The 22,005-nt window shown below is 47.3% G+C and carries 17 protein-coding genes; 13 read left to right on the top strand and 4 right to left on the bottom strand.

Annotation, left to right across the window (positions count from 1 at the left end):
* The first annotated feature begins 5 nt into the window (after positions 1-5).
* The 4 genes from BLCOC_RS26250 to BLCOC_RS26235 all read left to right on the top strand — a co-directional run bounded on the left by BLCOC_RS26250 (position 6) and on the right by BLCOC_RS26235 (position 4,960).
* Entirely contained in the window at positions 6-1,409 is a 1,404-nt protein-coding gene (locus BLCOC_RS26250) for an ABC transporter substrate-binding protein (protein WP_115623856.1), read from the top strand.
* Between the two features lie 77 nt (positions 1,410-1,486).
* The gene (locus BLCOC_RS26245; protein WP_165392389.1) at positions 1,487-2,398 is read left to right on the top strand and encodes a carbohydrate ABC transporter permease; all 912 of its coding nucleotides are present in this window, start codon (positions 1,487-1,489) and stop codon (positions 2,396-2,398) included.
* A gap of 3 nt (positions 2,399-2,401) precedes the next feature.
* Entirely contained in the window at positions 2,402-3,235 is an 834-nt protein-coding gene (locus BLCOC_RS26240) for a carbohydrate ABC transporter permease (protein ID WP_226826303.1), read from the top strand.
* Between the two features lie 18 nt (positions 3,236-3,253).
* Complete coding sequence (locus BLCOC_RS26235) at positions 3,254-4,960, top strand: amylo-alpha-1,6-glucosidase (RefSeq protein ID WP_115623855.1); 1,707 nt, start codon at positions 3,254-3,256, stop codon at positions 4,958-4,960.
* A 106-nt stretch (positions 4,961-5,066) separates the two neighbouring features.
* Here BLCOC_RS26235 and BLCOC_RS26230 read toward each other — a convergent pair whose 3' ends face one another.
* Entirely contained in the window at positions 5,067-6,434 is a 1,368-nt protein-coding gene (locus tag BLCOC_RS26230) for an MATE family efflux transporter (RefSeq protein ID WP_029471475.1), read from the bottom strand.
* Positions 6,435-6,652: 218 nt separating this feature from the next.
* Here BLCOC_RS26230 and BLCOC_RS26225 point away from each other — a divergent pair, with 218 nt between their 5' ends.
* From BLCOC_RS26225 to BLCOC_RS26185, 9 genes are all read left to right on the top strand, one after another.
* The gene (locus tag BLCOC_RS26225) at positions 6,653-7,459 is read left to right on the top strand and encodes a hypothetical protein (protein ID WP_029471474.1); all 807 of its coding nucleotides are present in this window, start codon (positions 6,653-6,655) and stop codon (positions 7,457-7,459) included.
* A 193-nt stretch (positions 7,460-7,652) separates the two neighbouring features.
* A complete protein-coding gene (locus BLCOC_RS26220) occupies positions 7,653-8,246 on the top strand; it encodes a hypothetical protein (protein WP_242999008.1) in 594 nt (197 codons plus the stop codon).
* Between the two features lie 201 nt (positions 8,247-8,447).
* On the top strand, positions 8,448-9,761 hold the full coding sequence (locus tag BLCOC_RS26215; protein ID WP_115623854.1) for an ABC transporter substrate-binding protein: 1,314 nt from the start codon (positions 8,448-8,450) through the stop codon (positions 9,759-9,761).
* Between the two features lie 137 nt (positions 9,762-9,898).
* Positions 9,899-10,780, top strand: coding sequence for a carbohydrate ABC transporter permease (locus tag BLCOC_RS26210; RefSeq protein ID WP_018595420.1), 882 nt, complete (start codon positions 9,899-9,901; stop codon positions 10,778-10,780).
* 15 nt (positions 10,781-10,795) lie between these two features.
* Positions 10,796-11,632, top strand: coding sequence for a carbohydrate ABC transporter permease (locus BLCOC_RS26205; protein ID WP_029471471.1), 837 nt, complete (start codon positions 10,796-10,798; stop codon positions 11,630-11,632).
* A gap of 16 nt (positions 11,633-11,648) precedes the next feature.
* Positions 11,649-12,482 (top strand): response regulator transcription factor, encoded by an 834-nt coding sequence (locus BLCOC_RS26200; RefSeq protein WP_029471470.1) that lies wholly within the window; start codon positions 11,649-11,651, stop codon positions 12,480-12,482.
* 54 nt (positions 12,483-12,536) lie between these two features.
* A complete protein-coding gene (locus BLCOC_RS26195) occupies positions 12,537-14,297 on the top strand; it encodes a cache domain-containing sensor histidine kinase (RefSeq protein WP_029471469.1) in 1,761 nt (586 codons plus the stop codon).
* Positions 14,298-16,355, top strand: a complete 2,058-nt coding sequence (locus BLCOC_RS26190) for a beta-galactosidase (RefSeq protein ID WP_115623853.1) — start codon at positions 14,298-14,300, stop codon at positions 16,353-16,355.
* 178 nt (positions 16,356-16,533) lie between these two features.
* Positions 16,534-17,067 (top strand): NUDIX hydrolase, encoded by a 534-nt coding sequence (locus BLCOC_RS26185; protein WP_115623852.1) that lies wholly within the window; start codon positions 16,534-16,536, stop codon positions 17,065-17,067.
* 28 nt (positions 17,068-17,095) lie between these two features.
* Here BLCOC_RS26185 and BLCOC_RS26180 read toward each other — a convergent pair whose 3' ends face one another.
* Genes BLCOC_RS26180 through BLCOC_RS26170 form a run of 3 tightly spaced genes read right to left on the bottom strand, consistent with a single transcriptional unit; the run spans position 17,096 to position 21,889 of the window.
* Positions 17,096-19,009, bottom strand: coding sequence for a GHKL domain-containing protein (locus BLCOC_RS26180; protein ID WP_115623851.1), 1,914 nt, complete (start codon positions 19,007-19,009; stop codon positions 17,096-17,098).
* On the bottom strand, positions 18,996-21,161 hold the full coding sequence (locus BLCOC_RS26175; protein WP_115623850.1) for a hypothetical protein: 2,166 nt from the start codon (positions 21,159-21,161) through the stop codon (positions 18,996-18,998). Before BLCOC_RS26175 ends, BLCOC_RS26180 begins: the two co-directional genes overlap by 14 nt.
* The gene (locus BLCOC_RS26170) at positions 21,158-21,889 is read right to left on the bottom strand and encodes a LytR/AlgR family response regulator transcription factor (RefSeq protein WP_018595429.1); all 732 of its coding nucleotides are present in this window, start codon (positions 21,887-21,889) and stop codon (positions 21,158-21,160) included. The genes BLCOC_RS26175 and BLCOC_RS26170 overlap by 4 nt, the downstream gene beginning before the upstream one ends.
* Between the last annotated feature and the right edge of the window lie 116 nt (positions 21,890-22,005).

Raw genomic sequence — 22,005 nt, 5'->3', positions numbered from 1 at the left:
ACAAAATGTTTAAGAAGAGTTTAGCCGTTATACTGGGCACCTGTATGGTTTGTTCATTGGCAGGATGCGGCAGTGCGCCGGATTCGGGGTCCGGAAATTCAGGAGCAGACAGTAAGAAAGAAGCGTCAGCGGGCGGCAAAAAAGTAGTGAGCTTTTATTCCTGGTCCGAGAGCGCGGAACAGGACTTTGACAAGGCAGTGGTAGCCCAGTATGAGAAGGAACATCCGGATATAGATATAGAGGAAAACTTCATTCCCTATAATGAATATCTGAGCAAAATGAATACCATGGCTGCAGCGGACAGTCTCCCGGATGTGTTCAAGATGCCTGAGGGAAGCGTGCTGGAGTGGGGGTCCAAGGGGGCGCTTCTGGATCTGGCGCCTTTATATGAGAAAGCGGGAGTAAAACCGGAAGACATCATGCTGGAATCCACTGTTTTTAGGAGCGGAGAAAATATTTGGGGCAGCGGCTGCAATGTGGCGACGATCGCCCTGTATTATAACAAGGATCTTCTGAAAGAGGCAGGCGTGGAATTCCCCACAACAGACGCGGACAACCCCTGGACCTGGACAGAATTTGTGGAAAATGCAAAAAAACTCACAACAGACGGCAGTGGAAAGCATCCTGGTGAAGATGGGTTTGACACGGACAATGTCAGCGTGTATGGCACTATGATGCCTACAGACTGGGTTATATTTACACCCCTTTTATATACCAATGGTGTTGGAATCGCCAGCGAAGACGGAACCAAGTTGGAGATCAATTCCGAGAAAGGGCTGCAGGTGATCCAGGGGATCGCAGATCTGTCTTTGAAAGAAAATTGCGCACCTTCTGTGGGAATGGCCAAAGGCGCGTTTGCAGATAAGAGTACCATGCTTATGAATGGTCAGGTTGCCATGCTGATCGACGGTTCCTGGGCATTGAGCAACTATTCAAATGAAGGCTTTGACGTGGGCGTGGCACAGATCCCGGCCTTTAGCCAGGCGGCAAATATGAGCTGGACAGCAGGTATCTGTATGTCACCAAAGAATGCCGAAAATGAGGAGGCCTTTGATTTTTACCGGTACTATACTGACTTTAATGAGGCAGTCAACGCGGCAAATGAGAACCAGGTGGCACTGGGCGGACTTCCCCATACATTGGACGTCTTTGACGGCGGAGAGAATGAAAAGGCATGGATGTCCACTTATACCAATATAGACGAGAGCAGCAATTGTGAAGCATTTAAAAATATCCTGAACCAGGAAAATACACGTGTGGGAGAGAATATAACCCTCAAGAATTTCCCGGTTATTGTAGACAATACTATCATTCCTATCCTGGACAATGTATGGCTGGGAGAACAGACAGCAGCAGATGCCCTTGGTTCTCTGGATGTGTCCTCAGAACTGCAGGGAACATGGAATTGACATGAGCCTTTGTGTCTCAGGAACGCAGGTTCCTGAGACATTTCTGAAAAGAGGACAGACCGTGTCAGGAGGAAGATATGAATAAAAAAGCTACAAAAACAAAAATGAATATAAAAGAAAAAAGTCAGTTGAAATGGGGATATTTCTTTATCGCTCCGGCCATCATAGGCCTCATCTGTTTCAGCTTTGGTCCCATGCTGTTCAGTCTGGGTATCAGTTTTACAAAATGGGATGTGATCTCCGCAAAAGAATTCATAGGGCTTGACAATTATAAGGCGCTGTTTCATGATCCCCTGTTTTTTAAATCTTTGAAGGTTACGTTATATTACACTCTTTTAAGTGTACCTCTGATCACCTGCATTCCGCTGTTGATCGCCATGCTGCTGAACACAAAGGTGAAAGGGATTTCCATATTCAGAGCCATATTTTATGTACCATCCATAGTTCCTATTGTTGCCAGCGCGGCTGTGTGGATGTACATCTATAATCCCATGTACGGACTGCTCAACAGTATCCTGAAGGCACTGGGCCTTCACACACAGAATTTCATATTCAGTGAGGGCGGCGCGGTGCCTTCCCTTGCGGTGATGGCACTCTGGGCAGCGGGAAATACAGTGGTCATATATCTGGCAGGTCTGCAGGGCGTGTCCCGGCAGTTGTATGAGGCGGCGGAGATTGACGGGGCAGGTGCCGTTGCCAGGTTCTTTCACATAACGGTTCCTATGATGACACCTATCATTTTCTACAACTTTGTAATGGCGATCATCAATTCCATGCAGATATTCACACAGGCGTACATTATGACAGACGGAGGGCCGGCAAATGCCACCTTCTTCTATTCCCTGATGGTATACAGGACGGCATTTAAACAGTCACGGATGGGATATTCGGCTGCTATGTCTTGGATTTTCTTTATCATCATTGCGGTTCTCACGCTTATTGTGTTTAAATCCCAGAAGAAATGGGTCGTTTACGAGAATGGAGATTGACGTATGAAGAGTAAAAAGCAAAAGAGGGTCAAGATTACCTGTTACATATTATTGATAGTGATATCCATTACCATGCTGTTTCCGTTTTTCTGGATGGTGCGCAGCGCATTCATGACAAACAGGGAGATCACAACGGTTCCGATCAAGTGGATTCCCTCCCGGTTCAGCTTTGACAATTTTAAGGAGGCGTTTACAAAGGATTCCTTTGGAAGATACTTTTTGAACTCCGCGGTCATTGTGGTTGTGAACATGGTTGGTTCTATCTTAAGCTCCAGTTTTATCGCATTTGGTTTTTCAAGGCTGAAATTCAAGGGCCGCAATATCTGGTTCGCGCTGCTTTTGTCCACCATGATGATACCATACACGGTCCTTATGATCCCGCAGTTTCTGATATGGCAGTCTGTGGGCGGGTACAACACGTTCCTTCCTCTTACGGTTCCCTGTTTTTTCGGAACAGCGTTTAACGTGTTCCTAGTGAAGCAGTTCTACAGCGGGATACCAAAGGAGTATGATGAGGCGGCACTTGTGGACGGAGCGAATTATTTTACCATCTATGCAAAGATCATCATGCCCATGGCAAAACCGGCGCTGTGTACAGTGGGCGTCTTTACCTTTATGAATACATGGAATGATTTTATGGGACCGCTGCTCTACCTGGATGACCAGAAGCTGAAAACAGTCTCTTTGGCACTGCAGAATTTTATGGGGCAGCACAACAGCCAGTGGAATCTGCTGATGGCAGTGGCCACAGTCATTACGATCCCAATGATCGCCGTATATTTTGCGGCGCAGAAATATTTTATTGAAGGAATCACATTTTCAGGATTAAAAGGATAACAGCAGGAGGTATTGAAAGTGAAGCTTAATTTAATGGAGGTGCCGTTCAGCACCAGAGGGTCTTATCTGGCAGTGTCCTATCTGGAAGGGAAATTCCAGGGAAAGGAAGTTGAGACCGGACTGTATCTCAGAACGGTTCACGGTTCTGCAAAATCTTCTTTCCTTGCCCGTATCACTCCGGTGCACGAGAAAAAAGCACTGCAGTATACATATGAGGCAAAGCCTCAGAATATCAGAATCCACACAGAATACGGGGAGGCGGGAATTGCCTTTGCGGATGATAAGACAATGGTGTTTAACGGGGATGTGGATCTGGAGCTGGACTTTATGTCAGAGGGGACTATGTTTACCTTTGCGCAGCCCTGGAAGTCAGGGGACAGGGATTTTTATCTTGTAAATTGTTTTAACGGCAACTCCCGCTATATGCTCCGTGCCGGGGAGGGTACCATCACACTGGACCAGAAATGGAGTGTGAGCACAGCGGAGTATTGCCGGCTGCTGCTAGGGGCAGGTACAGGGGAAAAGTATACAGTTACACTGGAAGAGAATTTTGAAGACTGGATGGACAGAGGCCTGGACTATGATTATGAGGAAGTGGTAAATAACAGTCTGCATCAGTTCATGGAATTTTACCGCTCTATGCCTACGGTTCCCGCAGAATATGAGGAGGCAGCTCTGGTTGCGGCGTACGTGGACTGGGCAAGTATTGTATCTCCCTGCGGCGTACTCCAAAGGGAATCCATGTTCATGTCAAAAAACTGGATGTGCAATGTATGGAGCTGGGACCACTGCTTTAATGCCATGGCTCTGGCCTACAATAATCCTAAGGAGGCATGGGATCAGTTCATGGTCATGTTTGACTTCCAGAAAGAATCGGGAAATATTCCTGACAGCGTCAATGACGCGGTGGTCATCAATAATTACTGTAAGCCTCCCATTCACGGCTGGACTTTGAAAAAGCTCATGAAGATTATGGACCTTAGCAAAGAACAACTCCTGGAAGCCTATGAGAAACTGAGCAGATGGACAAACTGGTGGCTGAATTGCAGAGATGAAAATGGGGACGGGCTTTGTGAGTATACACACGGAAATGACTCCGGCTGGGATAACGCCACAGCATTTTCCCAACTGCCGCCTGTTACACTGCCTGATCTGAACGCATTTCTTGTACTCCAGATGGATGTTCTGGCTGATGTGGCGGAGAAACTGGGATATATGTCAGATGTGGATATGTGGAAGACACGGTCTGAACGGATGATGCAGAGGATGCTGGACGTCCTTTTCCGTGATGACAGACCGGCTGCTCTGGCGGGATTTGATATGAAACAGGTGGAGACAGACAGCCTGATCCTGTACCTTCCTATCATACTGGGAGATAAGCTGCCGGAGAAGATCCGCAGGAACATGACAGAGTCCATAAAGAGTGAAAAATTCAACACAAAATACGGATTGGCAACTGAGAGCATAAAGAGCAGTGCGTATGAAGCTGACGGCTACTGGAGAGGGCCGATCTGGGCGCCGAGTACCATGATCATTTTGGATGGAATGAGAGAATGCGGGGAAAACGAATTTGTGCAGGAGATCACCCACAAGTTCTGCCGTATGGTGCAGAAAAGCGGCTGTGCGGAGAACTTTGACGCGCTGACCGGATGCGGTCTGCGTGACAGAGCATACACATGGACTGCCAGTGTTATGCTGGTAATGGCTCACGAGTATCTGAATTGAGAATATAATTTTGATTTGCCGGGGGAAAAGAATCACAGACAGATTCTTTTCCCCCGGCCTTTTTGTGTTATTAAATTAGTTCGATACCTTCACCGCTGTGTGCTATCTACATTTCATTGGGAAGGCTCTTATAAAATTTTTTCTGTTTCACAAAGTAATAGATAATAAACAGCACGGCTGTCAGTGCCCAGGAGATCGGGTAACTCATAAGTATGCTCTGGATTCCGGGAATATGCGGTACGACTGCAAAAATCCAGAAGATCCTGAGCAGGCAGACGCCGCCGCAGGTCATGATCATAGGGATCAGCACATCCCCGATACCGCGGAGGGCGCTGGAAAGGATTTCGATGAAGATAAACAATACATAGCTGGGCGCGATCACCTGGATGATCTTCATTCCCACTTTGATAACCTCCGGGTCCTGGGTGAACATGCGGAAGATATAGCTGCCAAACAGCAGGAAAAGGGCACTTACCAGTATAGACGCGATAAAGTCCATGAACAGGCAGACAAACACGCTTCTCTTCATACGGGAGTATTTGCCTGCTCCGTAGTTCTGCCCCACGAAGGTGGTGATGGCAATGGAAAAAGCACCGGATATCATCCAGTAAATAGAGTCCATTTTGCCGAATGCGGTGTAAGCCGCCATGGTATCTGTCCCCAGATTATTCAGCGAGGTCTGTATGATAATATTTGAGATATTATACATGACGGATTGGATTCCGGCGGGAAGACCGATCGTGACTATGGACTTGAGCAGGAATCTGTGAAAACGGATGTTTTTCATCTCCAGAAGGTACATGCCTCCGGGCTGCATGAGTGCCCGCACCACCAGGACAGCACTCACCGCCTGTGATATCAGTGTGGCAATGGCAGCGCCCTCAACGCCTAGATCCAGTCCCACCACTAAAAGCACATCCAGAAATATATTGATAAAGCAGCATACGATCAGATAATAAAGAGGACGTTTGGAATCCCCCACTGCCCTTAAGATGGCAGAACCCACATTGTAGATAAAGACAAATATGATTCCTCCGAAATAAATGCGCAGATAAGACGCGGAACCTGCCATTACATTTTCAGGTGTGTGCATCAGATCCAGCATGAAAGGCGTAAGGAGCAGGCCGAGGACAGTGATGATGATACTGCCCGCGATGGAAAGGGCTGCCGCTGTGTGCAGAGTGGCGTTTAAGTCCTTTTTATTTCTGGCTCCGTAGTATCTGGCGATGATGACTGTGGCACCGGATGAAAGCCCCACAAAAAATCCCACTACCAGGTTGATGATCTGCCCGGAAGAACCGCCCACGCAGGCAAGAGCTTCCTTACCCACAAAACGGCCTACCACGATGGCGTCTGCCGTGTTGTAAAGCTGCTGAAATAATGTGCCCAGCATAATGGGAAAGAAAAACAGGAGAATCTGTTTCCAGATGACTCCTTCTGTGATCTGATTGCTTTCCATTGGTTTTGTACCCATGTATTGTTTCCCCCTGTTCATCGTGTCTGAAACCATGCACAGAGCATGTTTCTATCCAAAAAAAGCACATAAGGTGTATCACCCTATGCCCTATATATACATATATAACACAGTTTTTTAAGAAAGTCGATAAGATAAAATTGTTTTACATATTTTTGATGATTTTTGTGGTATGATAGAAGCAGAAAATCAGATTTGGGGTAAGACTGGAGGAACATATGAAGGTAAAAATACGTGTAGCGGACCCGGCCGGCAATATCACGATCTTTGTCATGACACCGCTTAAGAGAGACCAGTATGCGGAGGCGGCAAATCAGCTTTTGAAAATGAGTGAGTACAGAGCGGAACAGGTGGGATTTGTGGAGGAGAACAGGGACGGCTCCCTGCATATGCAGATGATGGGCGGAGAATTCTGCGGAAATGCCACCAGGAGCTTTGGATACCTGAAAAGCCTTTTGGACCCGGCTCATCCGCGGCTGGTGGAAGTGGATGTAAGCGGTTCGGATACTCCTTTAAACGTTGAGACAGACCTTGAGGCAGGTACAAGCCGCACCACCATGCCGCTTCCTCAGAAAATAGTAGAGCTGGCGGTGCCCGGACAGGGAAGCTGTCCCATGGTCTGCTTTGACGGCATCAACCATATTATTGTGAAGGGGCCAAGGCGGAGTGACGCATTTGTACAGGCTGTGTTAAAGGCAGCCCAGGATCATGAAAAATGTGATGCATACGGCATCATGTTCCTGGAACCCAGCGGTGACGGTATGGAGAAGTGCTATCGGATGACGCCTGTGGTATACGTGGCAGAGACAAATTCCCTGGTGTGGGAGTCAAGCTGTGGCAGCGGAAGTATGGCCTGCGCAGTGTATCTGGCCGGCAGAAAAGAGGACGGCACTTATGTGTATGTGCTGAGACAGCCGGACGGGCTGATCGAAGCTACGGTGATCCGCCGGGAAGGAAAGACAGTACAGTGCAAAATGGGCGGAACTGTTTCTATTTCAGAAGAACTGGAAGCGGAGATCCTGTGAGGCAGCAAATGAGTGAATGATAACATGCAGAGCTGTGAATCGTAATATTCTGTAAAGCCGGTGTTGTGTAAAATAAAAGAGAAAGGTTGACATAAATATGCAGAGGAGCAGTTTACATAATCCATATCCAGTAATTGAAAATGATGGTACCCTGTCATTTGGGGGAAACCAGGCGTGGTCGGATTCCGCCGTTATGAGAAAGTGTGGATGCGGTGTTATAGGCGGTACAGATTTATTGTTGTATTTAAGTTTACATAAAGATATCTGCCGGACGGAATTATTCAAGGAAGCATATTTGGAAAACGGTATTCTTGAACTGCCCGAGTATATGAATTATGTAAACTATTTTAGGAGGAAATATCTTCCAGTGATCCCCCATTTCGGCATGGCCGGATGGATGCTTGTGCTGGGGCTTAACAGATATTTCAGGCATGAGAGAATCAGACTTCGGGCGGCTTTCGGTGTTCTGCCCAGGAATCTGTGGGTGAGGATCAGCGCTATGCTGGCCCATGATATCCCCGTGATTTTATTGGTAGGGCCTAATTTTCCTTTTGTGTGGGGAAAGCACCGGCTGAATATGTACTACCGGTCATCAGAGGGAGAGTATTCGCCCTCCTGTCAGATAAAGGCGCATTTTGTTACCGTGACAGGCATGGATGAGACCTGGATGAGGGTTTCCTCCTGGGGAAAAGAATATTATATCAACAGGCAGGAGTATTACAATTATGTGAGAAAGCACAGCAGTTTTCTCATCAGCAATATCTGTTATATTAAGAGCAGGAAATAGCGGAGATACGGAAACATTTGGCTATACTGGGAATTATCGCGGACAGCGGATGGGCTGTTTGGTGATAATTCCCTTTTTGTTTTCCTGATACACCTATACAATGGTCAAAATATCAAACATTTTTGGTAAGAAAGACACCTGTTCCGTTATAATGACATAAGTTACAATGATTTCATCAAATAAATTACGGAGGAAATAAAAATGAGAAAGAGAACAACAGCTATATTGCTAACAGCAGCCATGACAGCCGGCATGCTGGCAGGATGCGGAGGCAGCCAGGGAGACGGAAGTAAAGAGGCTTCCGGTTCAGGAGGAAAAGAAGGGGACAGCGATACCCTGACCGTTATGTGTGTGGGGACAGAGGCAGATACTTATATTGATGCCTACAACTCCATTGCTGAAAAGTTTTCAGAAGATAATGAGTTTGGGGTAAAGGTAAAGATTGATTTTTATGAAAATGAACAGTATAAGACAAAGCTGACGACTCTGATGGCCTCAAATGCGGTGCCGGATGTGTTCTTTACATGGGAATTGTCCTATCTGCAGCCGTTTGTGGAGGGTGGTAAGGTAACGGATATCACGTCCTATCTGGAGAAGGATGCAGAGTGGAAGGACAGCTTTGCGGACGGAACCCTTGAGCTGCTGTCATATGACGGTAAAAATTATGGAATCCCTACGCAGAAATCATTATGTGTTATGTTTTATAACAAAAAGATATTTGAGGAAAACGGAGTTCAGGTGCCTTCTACATATGATGAGTTTCTGAGTGTGTGTGATACCCTGAAAAATAATGGGGTGACACCAATGGCTATGTGCGGTACAGACGCCTGGATCCCTGCCCAGTTTGTACAGCAGATTGCAGGCGGAATGGCAGGCGACAAACTTTTCCAGGATATTTGTGACGGAAGTGAAAAGTGGAACAATGAAACCCATGTAAAAGCGGCCGAAGAAGTGAAGAAAATGGCAGATGCGGGATACTTTCAGGATGGATACATCGGCATGGGACCGGAGGAATCAACAGATTTATTTACCAACGGAAAATCCGCCATGTATTTTATGGGAGCATGGGACGCGGATAAGATCCAGAAGAGCGGTATAGGGGAAGACGCAGGGGCTTTTGTACTGCCGGCCTATGACGCACAGTTCAATAATATTTCCGTAGGCTCAGTGGATACCAGCTTTGCAGTATCGGAGACCTGTAAAAATAAAGACGCGGCTGTGGCATTTTTAAAATTCTGGACCTCCCAGGAAATGGAGGAGATGCTGCTGTACGAAAACAGCAGAATACCGGCAGACAATTTTGAACTGGATACCAGTAAACTGACACCGCTTATGGGAGAAGTGCTGACGATCTCCAATGAGCAGGTAGGACTGACTCCCTGGTGGGACAGGCAGTTTGGAGCCGGAGAAGGCGTGGAGTTTAACAATACCTGCGTCTCGGTTCTTGGAGGGGAAGACGCAAAAGGGGCGTTTGATGCCCTGCAGCAGTTTGCGGAGGATAATGCAGACAGGTAAAGGGATTGTTTAGCAGATGGCTTGGGGGGATGGGGAAGGAGGAGGACTGCAGTTTGCCTCCCCCTGGGGCATCACCTTCCCCTGACTTTGGCTGCGATAGTTAATAAAATAGTTTGGGTTTGGCGAGGTGAAATGGGATGAATAAGGTTTTAGGAAATAAGAAGAGTATCGCGGTTTTTGTGCTGCCGGCTTTTTTGATATATGCGGTTTTTGTGTTGGTGCCTATCGGATATAATGTGTATGTAAGTTTTTTGCAGACAGATCTGATGAGTCCGAGCAAGTTTGTGGGGTTTAAGAATTATGTAAATTTATTCCGGGATTCTACCTTTACCGGAGCTTTGAGGAACAATATTCTGATGGTGATCGGGTCATTGATCGCGCATTTGCCGCTGGCGCTGTTGTTTGGAAATATTTTATTTCAGAAAATTAAGGGAAGTCATTTCTTTCAGACGGTGTTTTTCCTGCCGAGTGTCATCTGCGGAGTGGCTGTGGGGCTGACCTGGACTTTTGTGTATAACTCGGAGTTTGGACTGCTCAATAAATTTTTGGAAGTGATCGGACTGGAGAGTCTGCAGCATGTGTGGCTGTCCGATAAGAATCTGGCGCTGTTTTGTATCATTGTGGTGGTGATGTGGCAGTTTGTGGGATATCACATGATTATCCAGCTTGCAGCTATGAAGAATATCCCCTCCTCTTATTATGAGGCGGCGGAGATAGACGGGGCCAGTAAATGGGTACAGTTTAAGAGTATTACCTTTCCTCTGATCAAACCTATTTTGAAGGTGGATGCTGTACTGATCATCACAGGCTCCCTGAAATATTATGATCTGATAGCAGTTATGACCGGAGGCGGTCCCAATCATGCTACGGAACTTATGTCAACCTATATGTTTTACCAGGGGTTCCGGACACTGAAGTATGGGTATTCCGCCGGGATCGGCGTGATTCTGCTGATCCTGTGCATGTGTTCTGTATTGCTGTCAAACCTGGTGTTCCGTTCGGAACCTGTTGAATTTTAAGAGGAGGACAGTGAGATGAAATTATCGGCAAAGGATAAGGTTTTTCTTGTACTGAAATATATTGTGCTGGGGATTTTTACCATACTGTGTCTTTATCCTCTTTTGTGGCTGTTTTTAAGCTCATTTAAGACAAATACAGAGCTGTATGCAAACCCCTGGGGACTGCCGGAGCAGTTTAGGCTGGATAATTATGTTCAGGCCATAACAGAGGGGCACATTTTGCAATATTTCGGCAACTCTGTTATTATTGCAGTATCAGCCGTTTTGGTGGCAGTTGTGCTGAGCAGTATGGTGTCTTATGCGATCACAAGAATGGAGTGGAGGCTGTCTAAGCTGACGCTGAATATATTTTTGCTGGGAATGATGATCCCGGTGTATGCTATGGTGGTTCCCCTGTTTTCCATGTTCAACAGGATGGGGCTTTTGAATACGCATCTGGCAGTTATCATACCGCATATTGCAATTGCTTTTCCTATGGCAATATTTATTATGACGGGATTTATGGGTTCTCTTCCAAAGGAAATGGAGGAGGCTGCTGTTATGGATGGGTGTAATATCTACCAGATATTTTTTAAGATCATTATGCCTATCTCCAAATCGTCTATCGTGACGGTAGCGGTGGTTACTTTTATCAATATATGGAATGACCTTCTGCTTCCCCAGATTTTTCTGACGGATTCCTCCAAGATGACGCTTCCGGTGGGGCTGACAGAATTCCAGGGACAGTATGCAACCAATTATGTGGCAGAAATTGCGGCGGTCATTATCACCATCGTTCCAAGTGTCATTGTTTACATATGGCTGCACAGACATATTATGGAAGGCATGGTGGCAGGAGCAGTAAAGGGTTGAGACAAGGGAGGAAGACATGAATTTACTGGTTGCGGATGATGAAATGGCTATTCGGAAGGGAATGCTCTCCCTTCCCTGGGGCAATATCGGGATTGAAAATGTGTATGAGGCAGAAAACGGACTGCAGGCCAAAGAGATACTGCAGCAGCAGAAGGTTGACATCATGATCAGTGATATTAAAATGCCCGGCCTTACAGGGCTTGAACTGGCTGAATATGTAAAAGAGTATGATCTGGATACAGCCGTGATACTCCTGACAGGATTTTCTGACTTTTCTTATGCCCAGAAAGCAATCAGAAATGAGGTCTTTGACTATATGCTGAAACCCCTGAGACCCAGGGATATTCTGGAAACGGTATCAGGGGTAATGAGGCGGCTGGAACAGAGGCGCTATCAGGAGAAGGTGGTGCGCAGATATGAGACAGATGCGGACAGTGTTGATCTGGGAGACCAGATACGCTGCCATTTCCGGGGCATCAATCCCCAGTGCATGGAGATCCTTCAGGATATGGCACAGAGCTTTACACAGGATATCACATTGAACTCCATTGCAGACACCTACCATTTTTCACCGGCGTATCTTTCCAGAATGATCAGGAAGGAGACAGGTTACTCCTTCAGCGAGATTTTAAACAGTATGCGCCTGGCTGAAGCAGTGTGGCTGCTTCGTGAAGACAGCGTGAAAATTGGACTGCTGTGTGAAAAATCAGGGTTCCGGGACGCCAGATATTTCAGCCAGGTGTTCAAAAAAGCATTTGGATGCAGCCCGGGAGAATTCAGGAAAAACGCCGGACAGCAGAAAAGTCACAGCATTAAGAGCATACTGGAGCTGATACAGGAAAAGAAATGACATAAGGGCAGGTATGCACAGAGATAAAATAACAGAGATATCCGGGGGCATGTAATGACAGAAAAAGGAAAAGGGAAGCTGAAGATCACGGGAATAAGAAAAAAGATGCTGCTTGTATTTGCCGTTCTTATTACCATAACAGGTGCCGGCATCTCTGTCTTTTCCGCGGCGGTTTTCAAACAGGGATATGGAAAAATCTCCAAGGTCTATCTCCAGGACATAACACAGCAGACCACCAACAATCTTGAAAACATGATACAGACCATAGAGGATATCAATATTCAGATCCTGTCCAGCTCTGTGATACAGGAACAGCTTGAAATTGTAAACGGACAGGAGATGGAGCTGTACAGTATCAGGAATATCAGCAAGATCGTGGAACGGGAGCTGGAGACAAATGCTCTGTTCAGTTCCGATGTGGTTTCCCTGAGTGTCTTCTCAAAAAGCGGTCTGGAATTCTCTGTGAAGAAGATCACGGGGCGGGGGACTGATCTGGCATTTTCCGAGAGGGAGATCTATGCCGCCAACGGGACAACCCTCTGGGGGCTGGTAGGACCGGATGATGACATCTGCATAGCCAAGGCCATTCTGGATCTGACCACTATGAGGCCTATAGGATATATTAATATTGTTTATGAGAGAGAATATTTTGGTGACATTGTCAGAGATAATTCCACAGAATATTCCGGAGCGTGTTATGTAGTGGACCGGGATGGGGTGATCACAGTCACGAACCATGAAAGATACCTGGGAGATGAATTTCCTGTTGAGATAGAGAAATTGAGAGAGTCCGAGACATGGCGGTATGACATACTGAATGGGACAAATTCTTTTTATTATGTGGGGAATGAGATGCCGAATGGATGGACCCTGGTGGAGGCGGTATCTGTAAAGGAGTTTTACAAAAATACATACAGGGTGATCGGATTAACCGGTATTTTTCTTCTGGGAATCTTAATCCTCAGCTTTATCTCTGTGAGCATGGCGACGAAGCATATTGCAAAGCCCACCCAGGACCTTCTGGAGAGCATGAAGCTGTTTGGAATGGGAAACCTGTCTCACAGGGTGGAGGTTAAGACCACAGACGAGATCGGACAGATAGGAAGCGAGTATAACCGCATGGCGGAGAATATCGAGACCCTCATTGAAAAGGTGTATAAAATGGAGATCACGCAGAAGCAGGCTGAGATTGACTTTTTATGTATGCAGATCAATCCGCATTTCCTCTATAATACCCTGGATACCATCAGTTGGATGGCCATCATGCAGGGGAATCTGGATATCTCAGAGATGACGATATCTCTGGCAGACTTGTTGAGGGCAATGATCCAGAAGGACAGATTTGTCACTGTGGAGGATGAGATGAAGACGGTGAAGGATTATCTGCTGATACAGGGACAGAGGTTCGGTGATAAGATTTCTGTTATATATGATATAGATGAACAGGCATATCCCTGCCGGATTCCTAACTTTATCCTTCAGCCTCTGATCGAAAATGCTATCATCCATGGACTGGAACCAAAGCTTGAGAAGGGGACGCTGCGCGTGCAGATAAAATTGGAAAATGAGGCAGTGGCATTTTGTATTGCGGACAACGGAGTGGGAATGAGCAGGGAGGAAATTCAGGCATTGTATGAGAAATGCGAGATGAATGATACCAATCAAAATATTGGACTTAAAAATGTTTACCGAAGACTCATCCTGTGTTATGGTGAAACCAGCAGGCTTCATATAGAGAGCGAAAAGCACAGAGGAACAAAAATCAAGTTTATCCTGCCCATGACGATTATAGGGCAGCAGGAGGAGGAAAACTAAATGAGGAAAACACAGAATTTCAAATGGGACGGCCTTTCTCTGGGTACTTGTTATTACCCGGAACACTGGGACAAAAAGCTGTGGAGGGAAGACCTTAGGCGGATGAAGGAGAACGGAATCTTTACCATCCGAATCGCAGAGTTTGCGTGGAGCAAGCTGGAGCCAAGGGAGGGGGAATTTACTTTTGAATTCTTCGATTCATTTCTGGATTTGGCTGAGGAGGAGGGGATGAAGGTTATATTCGGCACCCCAACGGCTACGCCTCCGGTCTGGCTGACAGAGAAATACCCGGAGGTGCTGAACTGCCGTCTGGACGGGACACCGTTTCGGCATGGGATGAGGAGACATTATAATTACAATTCTCCTGTCTATCGGAAGCTCTGCTCCGTTATTGTGGAGAAGGCGGCAGAACACTACGGACAGCGTCCCTGTATTGTGGGGTGGCAGATTGATAATGAGATCAACTGCGAGGTGGATGTCTTCTATTCTGAGAGCGACACAGCGGCTTTCAGGGAATTCCTGAAGGGGAAATATGGGACACTGGATGCTTTGAATGAGGCCTGGGGAACTGTATTCTGGAATCAGACCTATACAGAGTGGGAGGAAATCTATGTGCCCAGACCCACCGTGCACGATTCCACAAATCCCCATCAGGTTCTGGATTACACCAGATTTATATCTGCAAGCGCTGTGCAGTTCTGTAAAATGCAGAGTGATATCATCAGAAAATATAAAAAACCTCAGGATTTTATCACAACAAACGGTATGTTTGGAAATCTGGACAACCATGAGATGATGGATGAGTGTCTGGATGTCTATACGTATGACTCCTACCCTAATTTTGCCTACTGTCTGTGTGAGGACCCCAAACACTCGGACGATTTAAATGACAGGAAATGGAGCCGGAATCTGTCGGAAGTGCGTTCTGTCTGTCCGCATTTCGGCATTATGGAACAGCAGTCAGGGGCAAACGGATGGAATACCCGCATGGAGGCTCCGGCTCCGAAACCCGGGCAGATGATGCTCTGGACCATGCAGAGTATTGCACACGGTGCGGACTATGTGAGCTTCTTCCGCTGGAGAACCGCAGTTATAGGAACAGAAATATACTGGCATGGAATCCTGGATTATGACAACAGGGACAACAGGAAACTCTCTGAGGTTCACAGAATCTGGAAACGTATCCAGGCTGTCAATGAGATGGCAGGAGCGGAATATCAGGCAGCATTTGGGCTTGTGCGGGACTACGATAATATATGGGATTCCCAGTTGGATGTGTGGCACATGCGGCTGGCGAAGAAAAGTGAAAAAGAGATTTTTACAGCCTCACAGATCAGCCACACACCTATGGATATGGTGTATCTTCTGGAGGATACAGATGCAGAGGAACTGATGAAATATCCTGTTCTCATTTATCCCCACCCCCTGATCCTCACAGAGAAAAGAGCAGAGGTGCTGGAGCAGTACGTGAAGGCAGGCGGATGCCTGATCCTGGGATGCAGAACAGGGCAGAAGGATGAGAACGGCAGGTGTGTGATGCAGCCAATGCCGGGTCTTCTCTCCTCTCTTGCACAGACAGATGTGAAGGAGTTTACGTTTATAGGGCCGGCGGACGATGCAGTGTTCATGGATTGGCAAGGAAAACAGGTGGAGACAGGGCTGTTTAATGATATTCTTGCCACCACAGGGCCGGATGTCAGAATTTTGGCAAAATACAGCTCTAACTATTATGAAGGGCGCCCGGCGCTGGCAGAGACTGTATGCGGCAAGGGAAAGGTTCTGCATTTCGGAGGAACCTTTACCAGAGAAAATGTAAAGGAATTCCTGGCCTATACAGGAGTGCTGAGTCCTTATCAGGAACTGGTGGAGGTGCCGGAGGCCTGTGAAATAGCCATGAGGGTGAAGGATGGAAAAAAATATCTCTTTGTTCTGAACTATGGCAAAGAGCCGCAGAAAATTGTGCTCAAAGAGGCAGTCATGGATATGGACACAAAAGATGAGGTACAGGGAAATGTCCTGCTTAAGGGATATGAGACCAAAGTTTACAGGATTTTTTAACACATATCAGGCAGAATGAATCACAGAAATTCAGGAAAACGCAGAAGTCCGCAGAGTCTTATACGGCGGCTTCTGCGTTTTATATTGCGTTCAGATAAGGGACAGCCATGATTGCCACAAATTTTCTTTGGCGGTATAATGAAAATATTATCCATGAAAAGACAGGAGGAACAGCAGAATGGAAATATTGGATATTGTAGATGAATCAGGCAGTCCCACAGGGGAGACCATTGACAGGGAGACTGCCCATGCAAAAGGGATCCTGCACCGCACCGCTCACGTGTGGCTTCTTCGCAGACGCAATGGCAGGACAGAGGTACTGCTTCAGAAACGGAGCAGGGATAAGGATTCTCATCCCGGATGTTATGACATTTCAAGTGCGGGGCATATACCCGCGGGTGTGGATTTTATTCCCTCTGCGCTCAGAGAACTGAAAGAGGAGCTGGGAGTAGATGCCCGCGCGGAGGATCTGGTTTTCTGTGGCAGGAGAAGGATTTTTCACAGGGATGTGTTTTACGGCAGGGATTTTGTGGATAACCAGGTCAGTAATATCTACTGTATGTGGACAGACATAGAACCGGAGCAGATGAGGCTTCAGAGAGAAGAGGTGGAGGAAGTAAAATGGATGGATCTTGATCTTTGCAGAGAAATGGTCAGGACAAACGGCATTCCCCACTGTATTTACATGGAAGAACTGGATATGCTGCCCTGACAGCATATCCAGTTCTTCTGGAAGATCATTAATGGTCCAGGGGAATCAATACAGATACCTGGAAAATATTATCTTTTGCCTCAAAGCTGACCAGTCCCCCATGCCGCTCCACCACGGCCTGCACGGATTGGATTCCCAGGCCCATTCCTTTTCTTTTGGAGGAGTAATAATGGCCGTCTTTTTGACGGATGACCCCGTCAAAGCTATTGTCTGCAACAAGACGAAGCTGCTTCCGGCTTGTCTTGCCTTTCAGAATGATGAAGCGCCTTCCTGTCTTCTGACGGGAGCAGGCTTCCACAGCATTTTCCATGAGATTTCCCAGTAAAATGCATAAATCCGCATCCGTAAAGTCTAACCCTTCAGGCAGAAGAAGAACGGCGTCAAAGTCGGCATGGATCTGGGCCGCCGCGGTGGAGTAGTAATGCAGAATGGCATCTGCCGCAGGATTGTTAGAGTATGTGACTACGTCGTGTACTTCTTTGGAAGGCTCATATTCTGCCAGATATCTCCGGATGCCTTCCAGGGACTCCTTGTCTGCCAGGCCCCGAAGTGTGCGCATATGATGCCGCAGGTCATGGGATGCGGTCCTTGCGGCATTGATCTGCTCCGTTAGCTGCAGATAGTGATCTTTCTGCATGGCGAGCTGACGTTCCATCTGCCGGTGTTCCTCCTGCATGGTAAGGCTGCGGCGGTATGCCTCCGCAAGATTGCCGCACAGTACACAGAAGAGACCAACCATGAGGGCTGCCCCGCCAATCTCTACAAACCGTCCGCCGTATACAGGCTCATACATGGACATAAACCGGTCCGAAAGAAGAGCTGCGGCAAATATTACTGAGGTGTAGAGCAGCAGGAGCGAATATTTTTTCTGCAGAATGAATGCCATGGCTGAAGTGATGAGAAGGTAGAGGGCAGTTCCGTATTTTAACAGGCCCGAAATAAAGGAAAAGCCTGTGAGCATACTGACACTCATGCGGGAAGCAAAGATACCCACAGCCAGGGAGATTACGGTTCCCAAGGAGCAGACGGTGATCCATGGGATGGAAAATACACCCTTCAGACTGCAGAGGCGGCTCTGCAGTATCACTACCAGCAGTAGAATAAAATAAAAACAGGTCAGATTCAGTGTGTACCAGGGCTGTACCCCGGTGGTGAAAAAGCCGTGCAGCAGGGGAAAGGCCGTATACCCAATATGGCACAGGCACAGCAGGGCGTACAAAAACCCTTTGTTCCACCGGGCGCGGACTCCTATGTAAAGGGACAGAAATACACCAAAAGAGGCCAAAAGCAGAGAGGCAATGCGCAGCATATGCCGTGTTTCCCTGGCGCTGCTCACCGCATCGACCGTTCCGAAGGCTGGTGGATAGACCATTCCGCTGTATATCCAGGAATAGTCAGTGACAGCCAGAAGGAGGACAGCGGTTCCTTCGCTCTGGAAAATGACCATGCGGTTGTTGATGGCAGGTTTGTAGGCGTGAGGCGCCGGATTTCCTGATTGCAGAAGCAGTTCATTGTCCAGGTAAAGACTGTAGGAGGAGTAGATTTCCGGAAGCTCCAGCGCATATGAGCGGAGACCGGGAGGAAGATGCAGGGTGAGGCGGTAAGTACAGCATCCGTGAGGAGAATTAATATAATTTCCTGTCTCCATTCCTCCGTACTGTCCTACGGATACATACTGCCGGTAAGTATCTGCCGGCCTTTTGGCAAAGGTTTCAGGTGAAAAGCTCACATTGGGATAAAACTCCCATTCGCGGATCAGGTAGCGCAGGGGATCTTGGGCAAGCTCACCCTCAGACAGAGAGAGGACGCCGCAGATCGGCAGGGCACCATTTCGTGTATATTTATTGTCATATCGGTACAGCAGTCTGAACATAAAAAGCGAAGCGATCAGAATGAAAAAAGGAATGACTCCGAGAAGAAACAGCTTTTTAGCGTTTTTCATGGTGTGCCCTCCTTTTCAGTATAACTATAATGACAGCAGAGAAAGACAGGATACCTGCAGCCAGGTACAGGATGATATAAGCTGCCTTTTTCCGGGACAGTGGTTCCAGTATCTGCCCGTCTTCCTGCTGAAGTGTGTATGTGCCGGTGGCGTATATTTTAGCTGAGGCTCTGTTCTGCGGGGCCAGATACTGTATCTGGCTTTTACTGCCTGTGCCTACGTGGATCAGAGACAGTTGTTTGGCCTCATCCTTGTCCGGGAAGGGAAAGGGCATGGTCACAGTGCTCTCTGAAAACGTGCCGGCTTCGCTGCCGTCAATACGGATCGACAGGGTAAAGGAGTAATCGTCCGTCTTCTGAATGGAAACCTCAAACAGAGCATGGTCTGCCAGATCCAGAGCGGAGAGGTAGGCAGAGGGGATTTCCACGGTGATCCCCTTCTTCTCAAAAAGAACAGAATCCGGATTTGCCTCCAGCAGCATCCGCAGGCGTGCTCCAGTGATGATAGTTGAGGTGTCAGTGACCTGTTCCATTACAGGCGTCTGTTCCTTGTCCCCGAGGGAAGTCTCAGATGTTTTCTCCGAAGGGGCAGTGGTCCCTGTCTTATCCGTATTCGTGCTTGCAGTGACAGAGGTATCCGGCTGCGCGGATGAGGGCGGCGTTTGAAGCGTCGGGCGTGTAATGTGGGTCTCTGTGCCGCTGCCGTCCGGCGTTGTGCTGTCCAGTGTTGTACTGTCTGACGTTGTGCTGTCCGGCGCTGAGTTATCCGGCACAGGCTGCTGTTTTTCGTCTGTGGTGCCGGGCATATCCTCTGCTTCCTGGGTATCGGTGACAGGAGGGGGCTGATTGAAAGACGGAAGTTCCTGTTCATTCCGGTCACCGCCGTCGTCATCACCACCGCCGTCAATATCCACTTTTCCGAAGGAGAATTTCAGGACGTTGGATCTGCCTTCCCTGCTTCCCCCCTCTACTAAAAGGCAGAAGAGATATTCTTTATCCTCAGAAAGGCCTACTACCTGCGCACTGAGAGAATAAACAGCGCTGCCTGGCAGTTCCATAATATCCCGCCAGGTTTTTCCGTTGTTATCTGAGTAAAATAATGTCATTTTGCGCGCGTCTGTAATTTCTGAAAAAAACTGTATTCCCACGCTGTCCATGAGTTGATAGGCGGCTGAAAGGAATGGCTGATCCGGTGCTATGATATGCAGGGGAATCTGCATAGGAGCCGGATAGACGGGAAACCAATCGGGGATAAGGGGCACAACCGTAATTGTGAAATCCCCTGCTGTGGGGTAGGAGTCCTGTAATCCTTCTATACTGACAGGGCAGTCGTATGCGTAATCAAAACCGTCATCGGAAGTGATAAGATAGTGCAGGCTGTCTCTGATGATCTGGTCGGAATAAACGCCTGTGGGATAGCAGTAGCCGGTAGTTTCAAAATGTCGGTCATATAAACGGAAATCAAAGTCCAGGGCTACGGCATCCGGTGATTCCGGATAAACCTGACAGCCCAGCAGGGAGACAGAAGAAAGAGCGGAAACGGCAGTGCCGCTTTCGCTGGTGATGCTGCTGAGCACAGCCCGCAGAGGCCGTTTTGTGCTGAGGGCCAGCGCGCCTTGTCCCTGTGCTGATATATGGGCCAGTGCCAGAACAGAATCGGGTCCGTCTTCATAGGATACAGCCACAGCATTTCTGCCGCAGGCAGTGACAGAGGCCAGATTGGAGTCCCATACTCCCTGATCCACTATCTGTACAGCGGTACAGCTTTCTCCGGAAGCTGTGATCTGTGTCTGTTCTGTGGTGTTCAGGTATCCGTTTACCAAAAACATAGGCTGTGTGCCGGTACCTCCGTAGAATTCAACAGGTCCCTTTGCGTAAAAGCTGCAGTCGTACGGAATCTGTATGCTGTAATTTCCCATATAAACCGCAGTGGGGGTGCTGAATTCCATTACATCGGGAAAGTTTTCCCATATAATATCATCCGTGAGGATGATCGTGTCTGTGGGATGGTACAGCAGTGCTTCGTACAGCTCACATGCATTGGAGCAATAGGTCATTTTCGTGGTCTCTGAGGCTCTTACAGGACAGGCAAATAAAAAAGTCAGGGGAAACAATATGAGAACAGAGAAAAACAATGTTTTGGCTGATTTCATATATCCTCCTCTCTTCGGAGATCTTTCAGGGAGTATTCAAGAAAGGCTCTTTTCAAAGCTTTTCTTCCCCGCTGGCGGATCGGTACATGTTCGTTGTTTTTCAGGAGAAATTCATCGGAAGGTACGCTGTCTATCCAGTCCATATTGACCATGATATTTCGGTTACAGGATAAAAAACGGGAATCCCCGGCAAGGGTGTCCAGAACAGCGGCAATGGGGTCATAAACCATGATCTGTTTGTCCAAAAGATGAACATAGGTGTGCCTGGCAATACAATCAACATAAAGAATATCACCCAGCAGAATTTTTGTTTTAAGGTTTCCTTTTGCCGTAAGTGTTATGTACTGGCTGTTTTTTTCAAAGGGGCAGCAGACAATGTCAAGGGCCTTCTCCAGGGCCTCTTTTTTCAGAGGTTTGGTCAGATAATAAGATGCATTTACCTCATAACTTTCCACTGCATGTACATAACTGGTAGTGAAGAAGATAAGGGAGCAGGAGGTGTCTGTCTGCCGGATCTTTCTGGCTGTGTCCATGCCGTTTATACCGTCCATATAGATATCCAGGAAAACGAGGTCATATCGTCCCGGGTAATGGGAATCAAGAAAATCCTGACCGGAGGAATAGCATGTCCAGTCAGCAGATATGTTTTTATTCTGAAAGTAGGATTTCAGCATTTTGATCAGTTCCCGGCTGTCGTTTTCTATGTCTTCAACTATAGCTATCTGCATAAAGATGTCTCCCCTCATTGCCCTGTAATGTATTATTTATAAATATTTTAACATAACAATTTTTAATTTACATTGCCAAAAACGGAATTTGGAGCAGAAAACCGGATTTTCAGTAA

Source organism: Blautia coccoides, assembly GCF_034355335.1.
Lineage (GTDB): Bacteria > Bacillota > Clostridia > Lachnospirales > Lachnospiraceae > Blautia > Blautia producta.
The sequence above is the reverse complement of the archived record's forward strand: the minus strand, read 5'-3'. Positions and strand labels throughout refer to the sequence as shown.

Excerpts from the sequence above, each read along its gene's own strand:
- BLCOC_RS26250 (WP_115623856.1), top strand. The coding sequence starts at position 6 with ATGTTTAAGAAGAGTTTAGCCGTTATACTGGGCACCTGTATGGTTTGT.
- BLCOC_RS26245 (WP_165392389.1), top strand. The coding sequence starts at position 1,487 with ATGAATAAAAAAGCTACAAAAACAAAAATGAATATAAAAGAAAAAAGT.
- BLCOC_RS26240 (WP_226826303.1), top strand. The coding sequence starts at position 2,402 with ATGAAGAGTAAAAAGCAAAAGAGGGTCAAGATTACCTGTTACATATTA.
- BLCOC_RS26230 (WP_029471475.1), bottom strand. The coding sequence starts at position 6,434 with ATGGGTACAAAACCAATGGAAAGCAATCAGATCACAGAAGGAGTCATC.
- BLCOC_RS26225 (WP_029471474.1), top strand. The coding sequence starts at position 6,653 with ATGAAGGTAAAAATACGTGTAGCGGACCCGGCCGGCAATATCACGATC.
- BLCOC_RS26220 (WP_242999008.1), top strand. The coding sequence starts at position 7,653 with ATGAGAAAGTGTGGATGCGGTGTTATAGGCGGTACAGATTTATTGTTG.
- BLCOC_RS26215 (WP_115623854.1), top strand. The coding sequence starts at position 8,448 with ATGAGAAAGAGAACAACAGCTATATTGCTAACAGCAGCCATGACAGCC.
- BLCOC_RS26210 (WP_018595420.1), top strand. The coding sequence starts at position 9,899 with ATGAATAAGGTTTTAGGAAATAAGAAGAGTATCGCGGTTTTTGTGCTG.
- BLCOC_RS26205 (WP_029471471.1), top strand. The coding sequence starts at position 10,796 with ATGAAATTATCGGCAAAGGATAAGGTTTTTCTTGTACTGAAATATATT.
- BLCOC_RS26200 (WP_029471470.1), top strand. The coding sequence starts at position 11,649 with ATGAATTTACTGGTTGCGGATGATGAAATGGCTATTCGGAAGGGAATG.
- BLCOC_RS26195 (WP_029471469.1), top strand. The coding sequence starts at position 12,537 with ATGACAGAAAAAGGAAAAGGGAAGCTGAAGATCACGGGAATAAGAAAA.
- BLCOC_RS26190 (WP_115623853.1), top strand. The coding sequence starts at position 14,298 with ATGAGGAAAACACAGAATTTCAAATGGGACGGCCTTTCTCTGGGTACT.
- BLCOC_RS26185 (WP_115623852.1), top strand. The coding sequence starts at position 16,534 with ATGGAAATATTGGATATTGTAGATGAATCAGGCAGTCCCACAGGGGAG.
- BLCOC_RS26180 (WP_115623851.1), bottom strand. The coding sequence starts at position 19,009 with ATGAAAAACGCTAAAAAGCTGTTTCTTCTCGGAGTCATTCCTTTTTTC.
- BLCOC_RS26175 (WP_115623850.1), bottom strand. The coding sequence starts at position 21,161 with ATGAAATCAGCCAAAACATTGTTTTTCTCTGTTCTCATATTGTTTCCC.
- BLCOC_RS26170 (WP_018595429.1), bottom strand. The coding sequence starts at position 21,889 with ATGCAGATAGCTATAGTTGAAGACATAGAAAACGACAGCCGGGAACTG.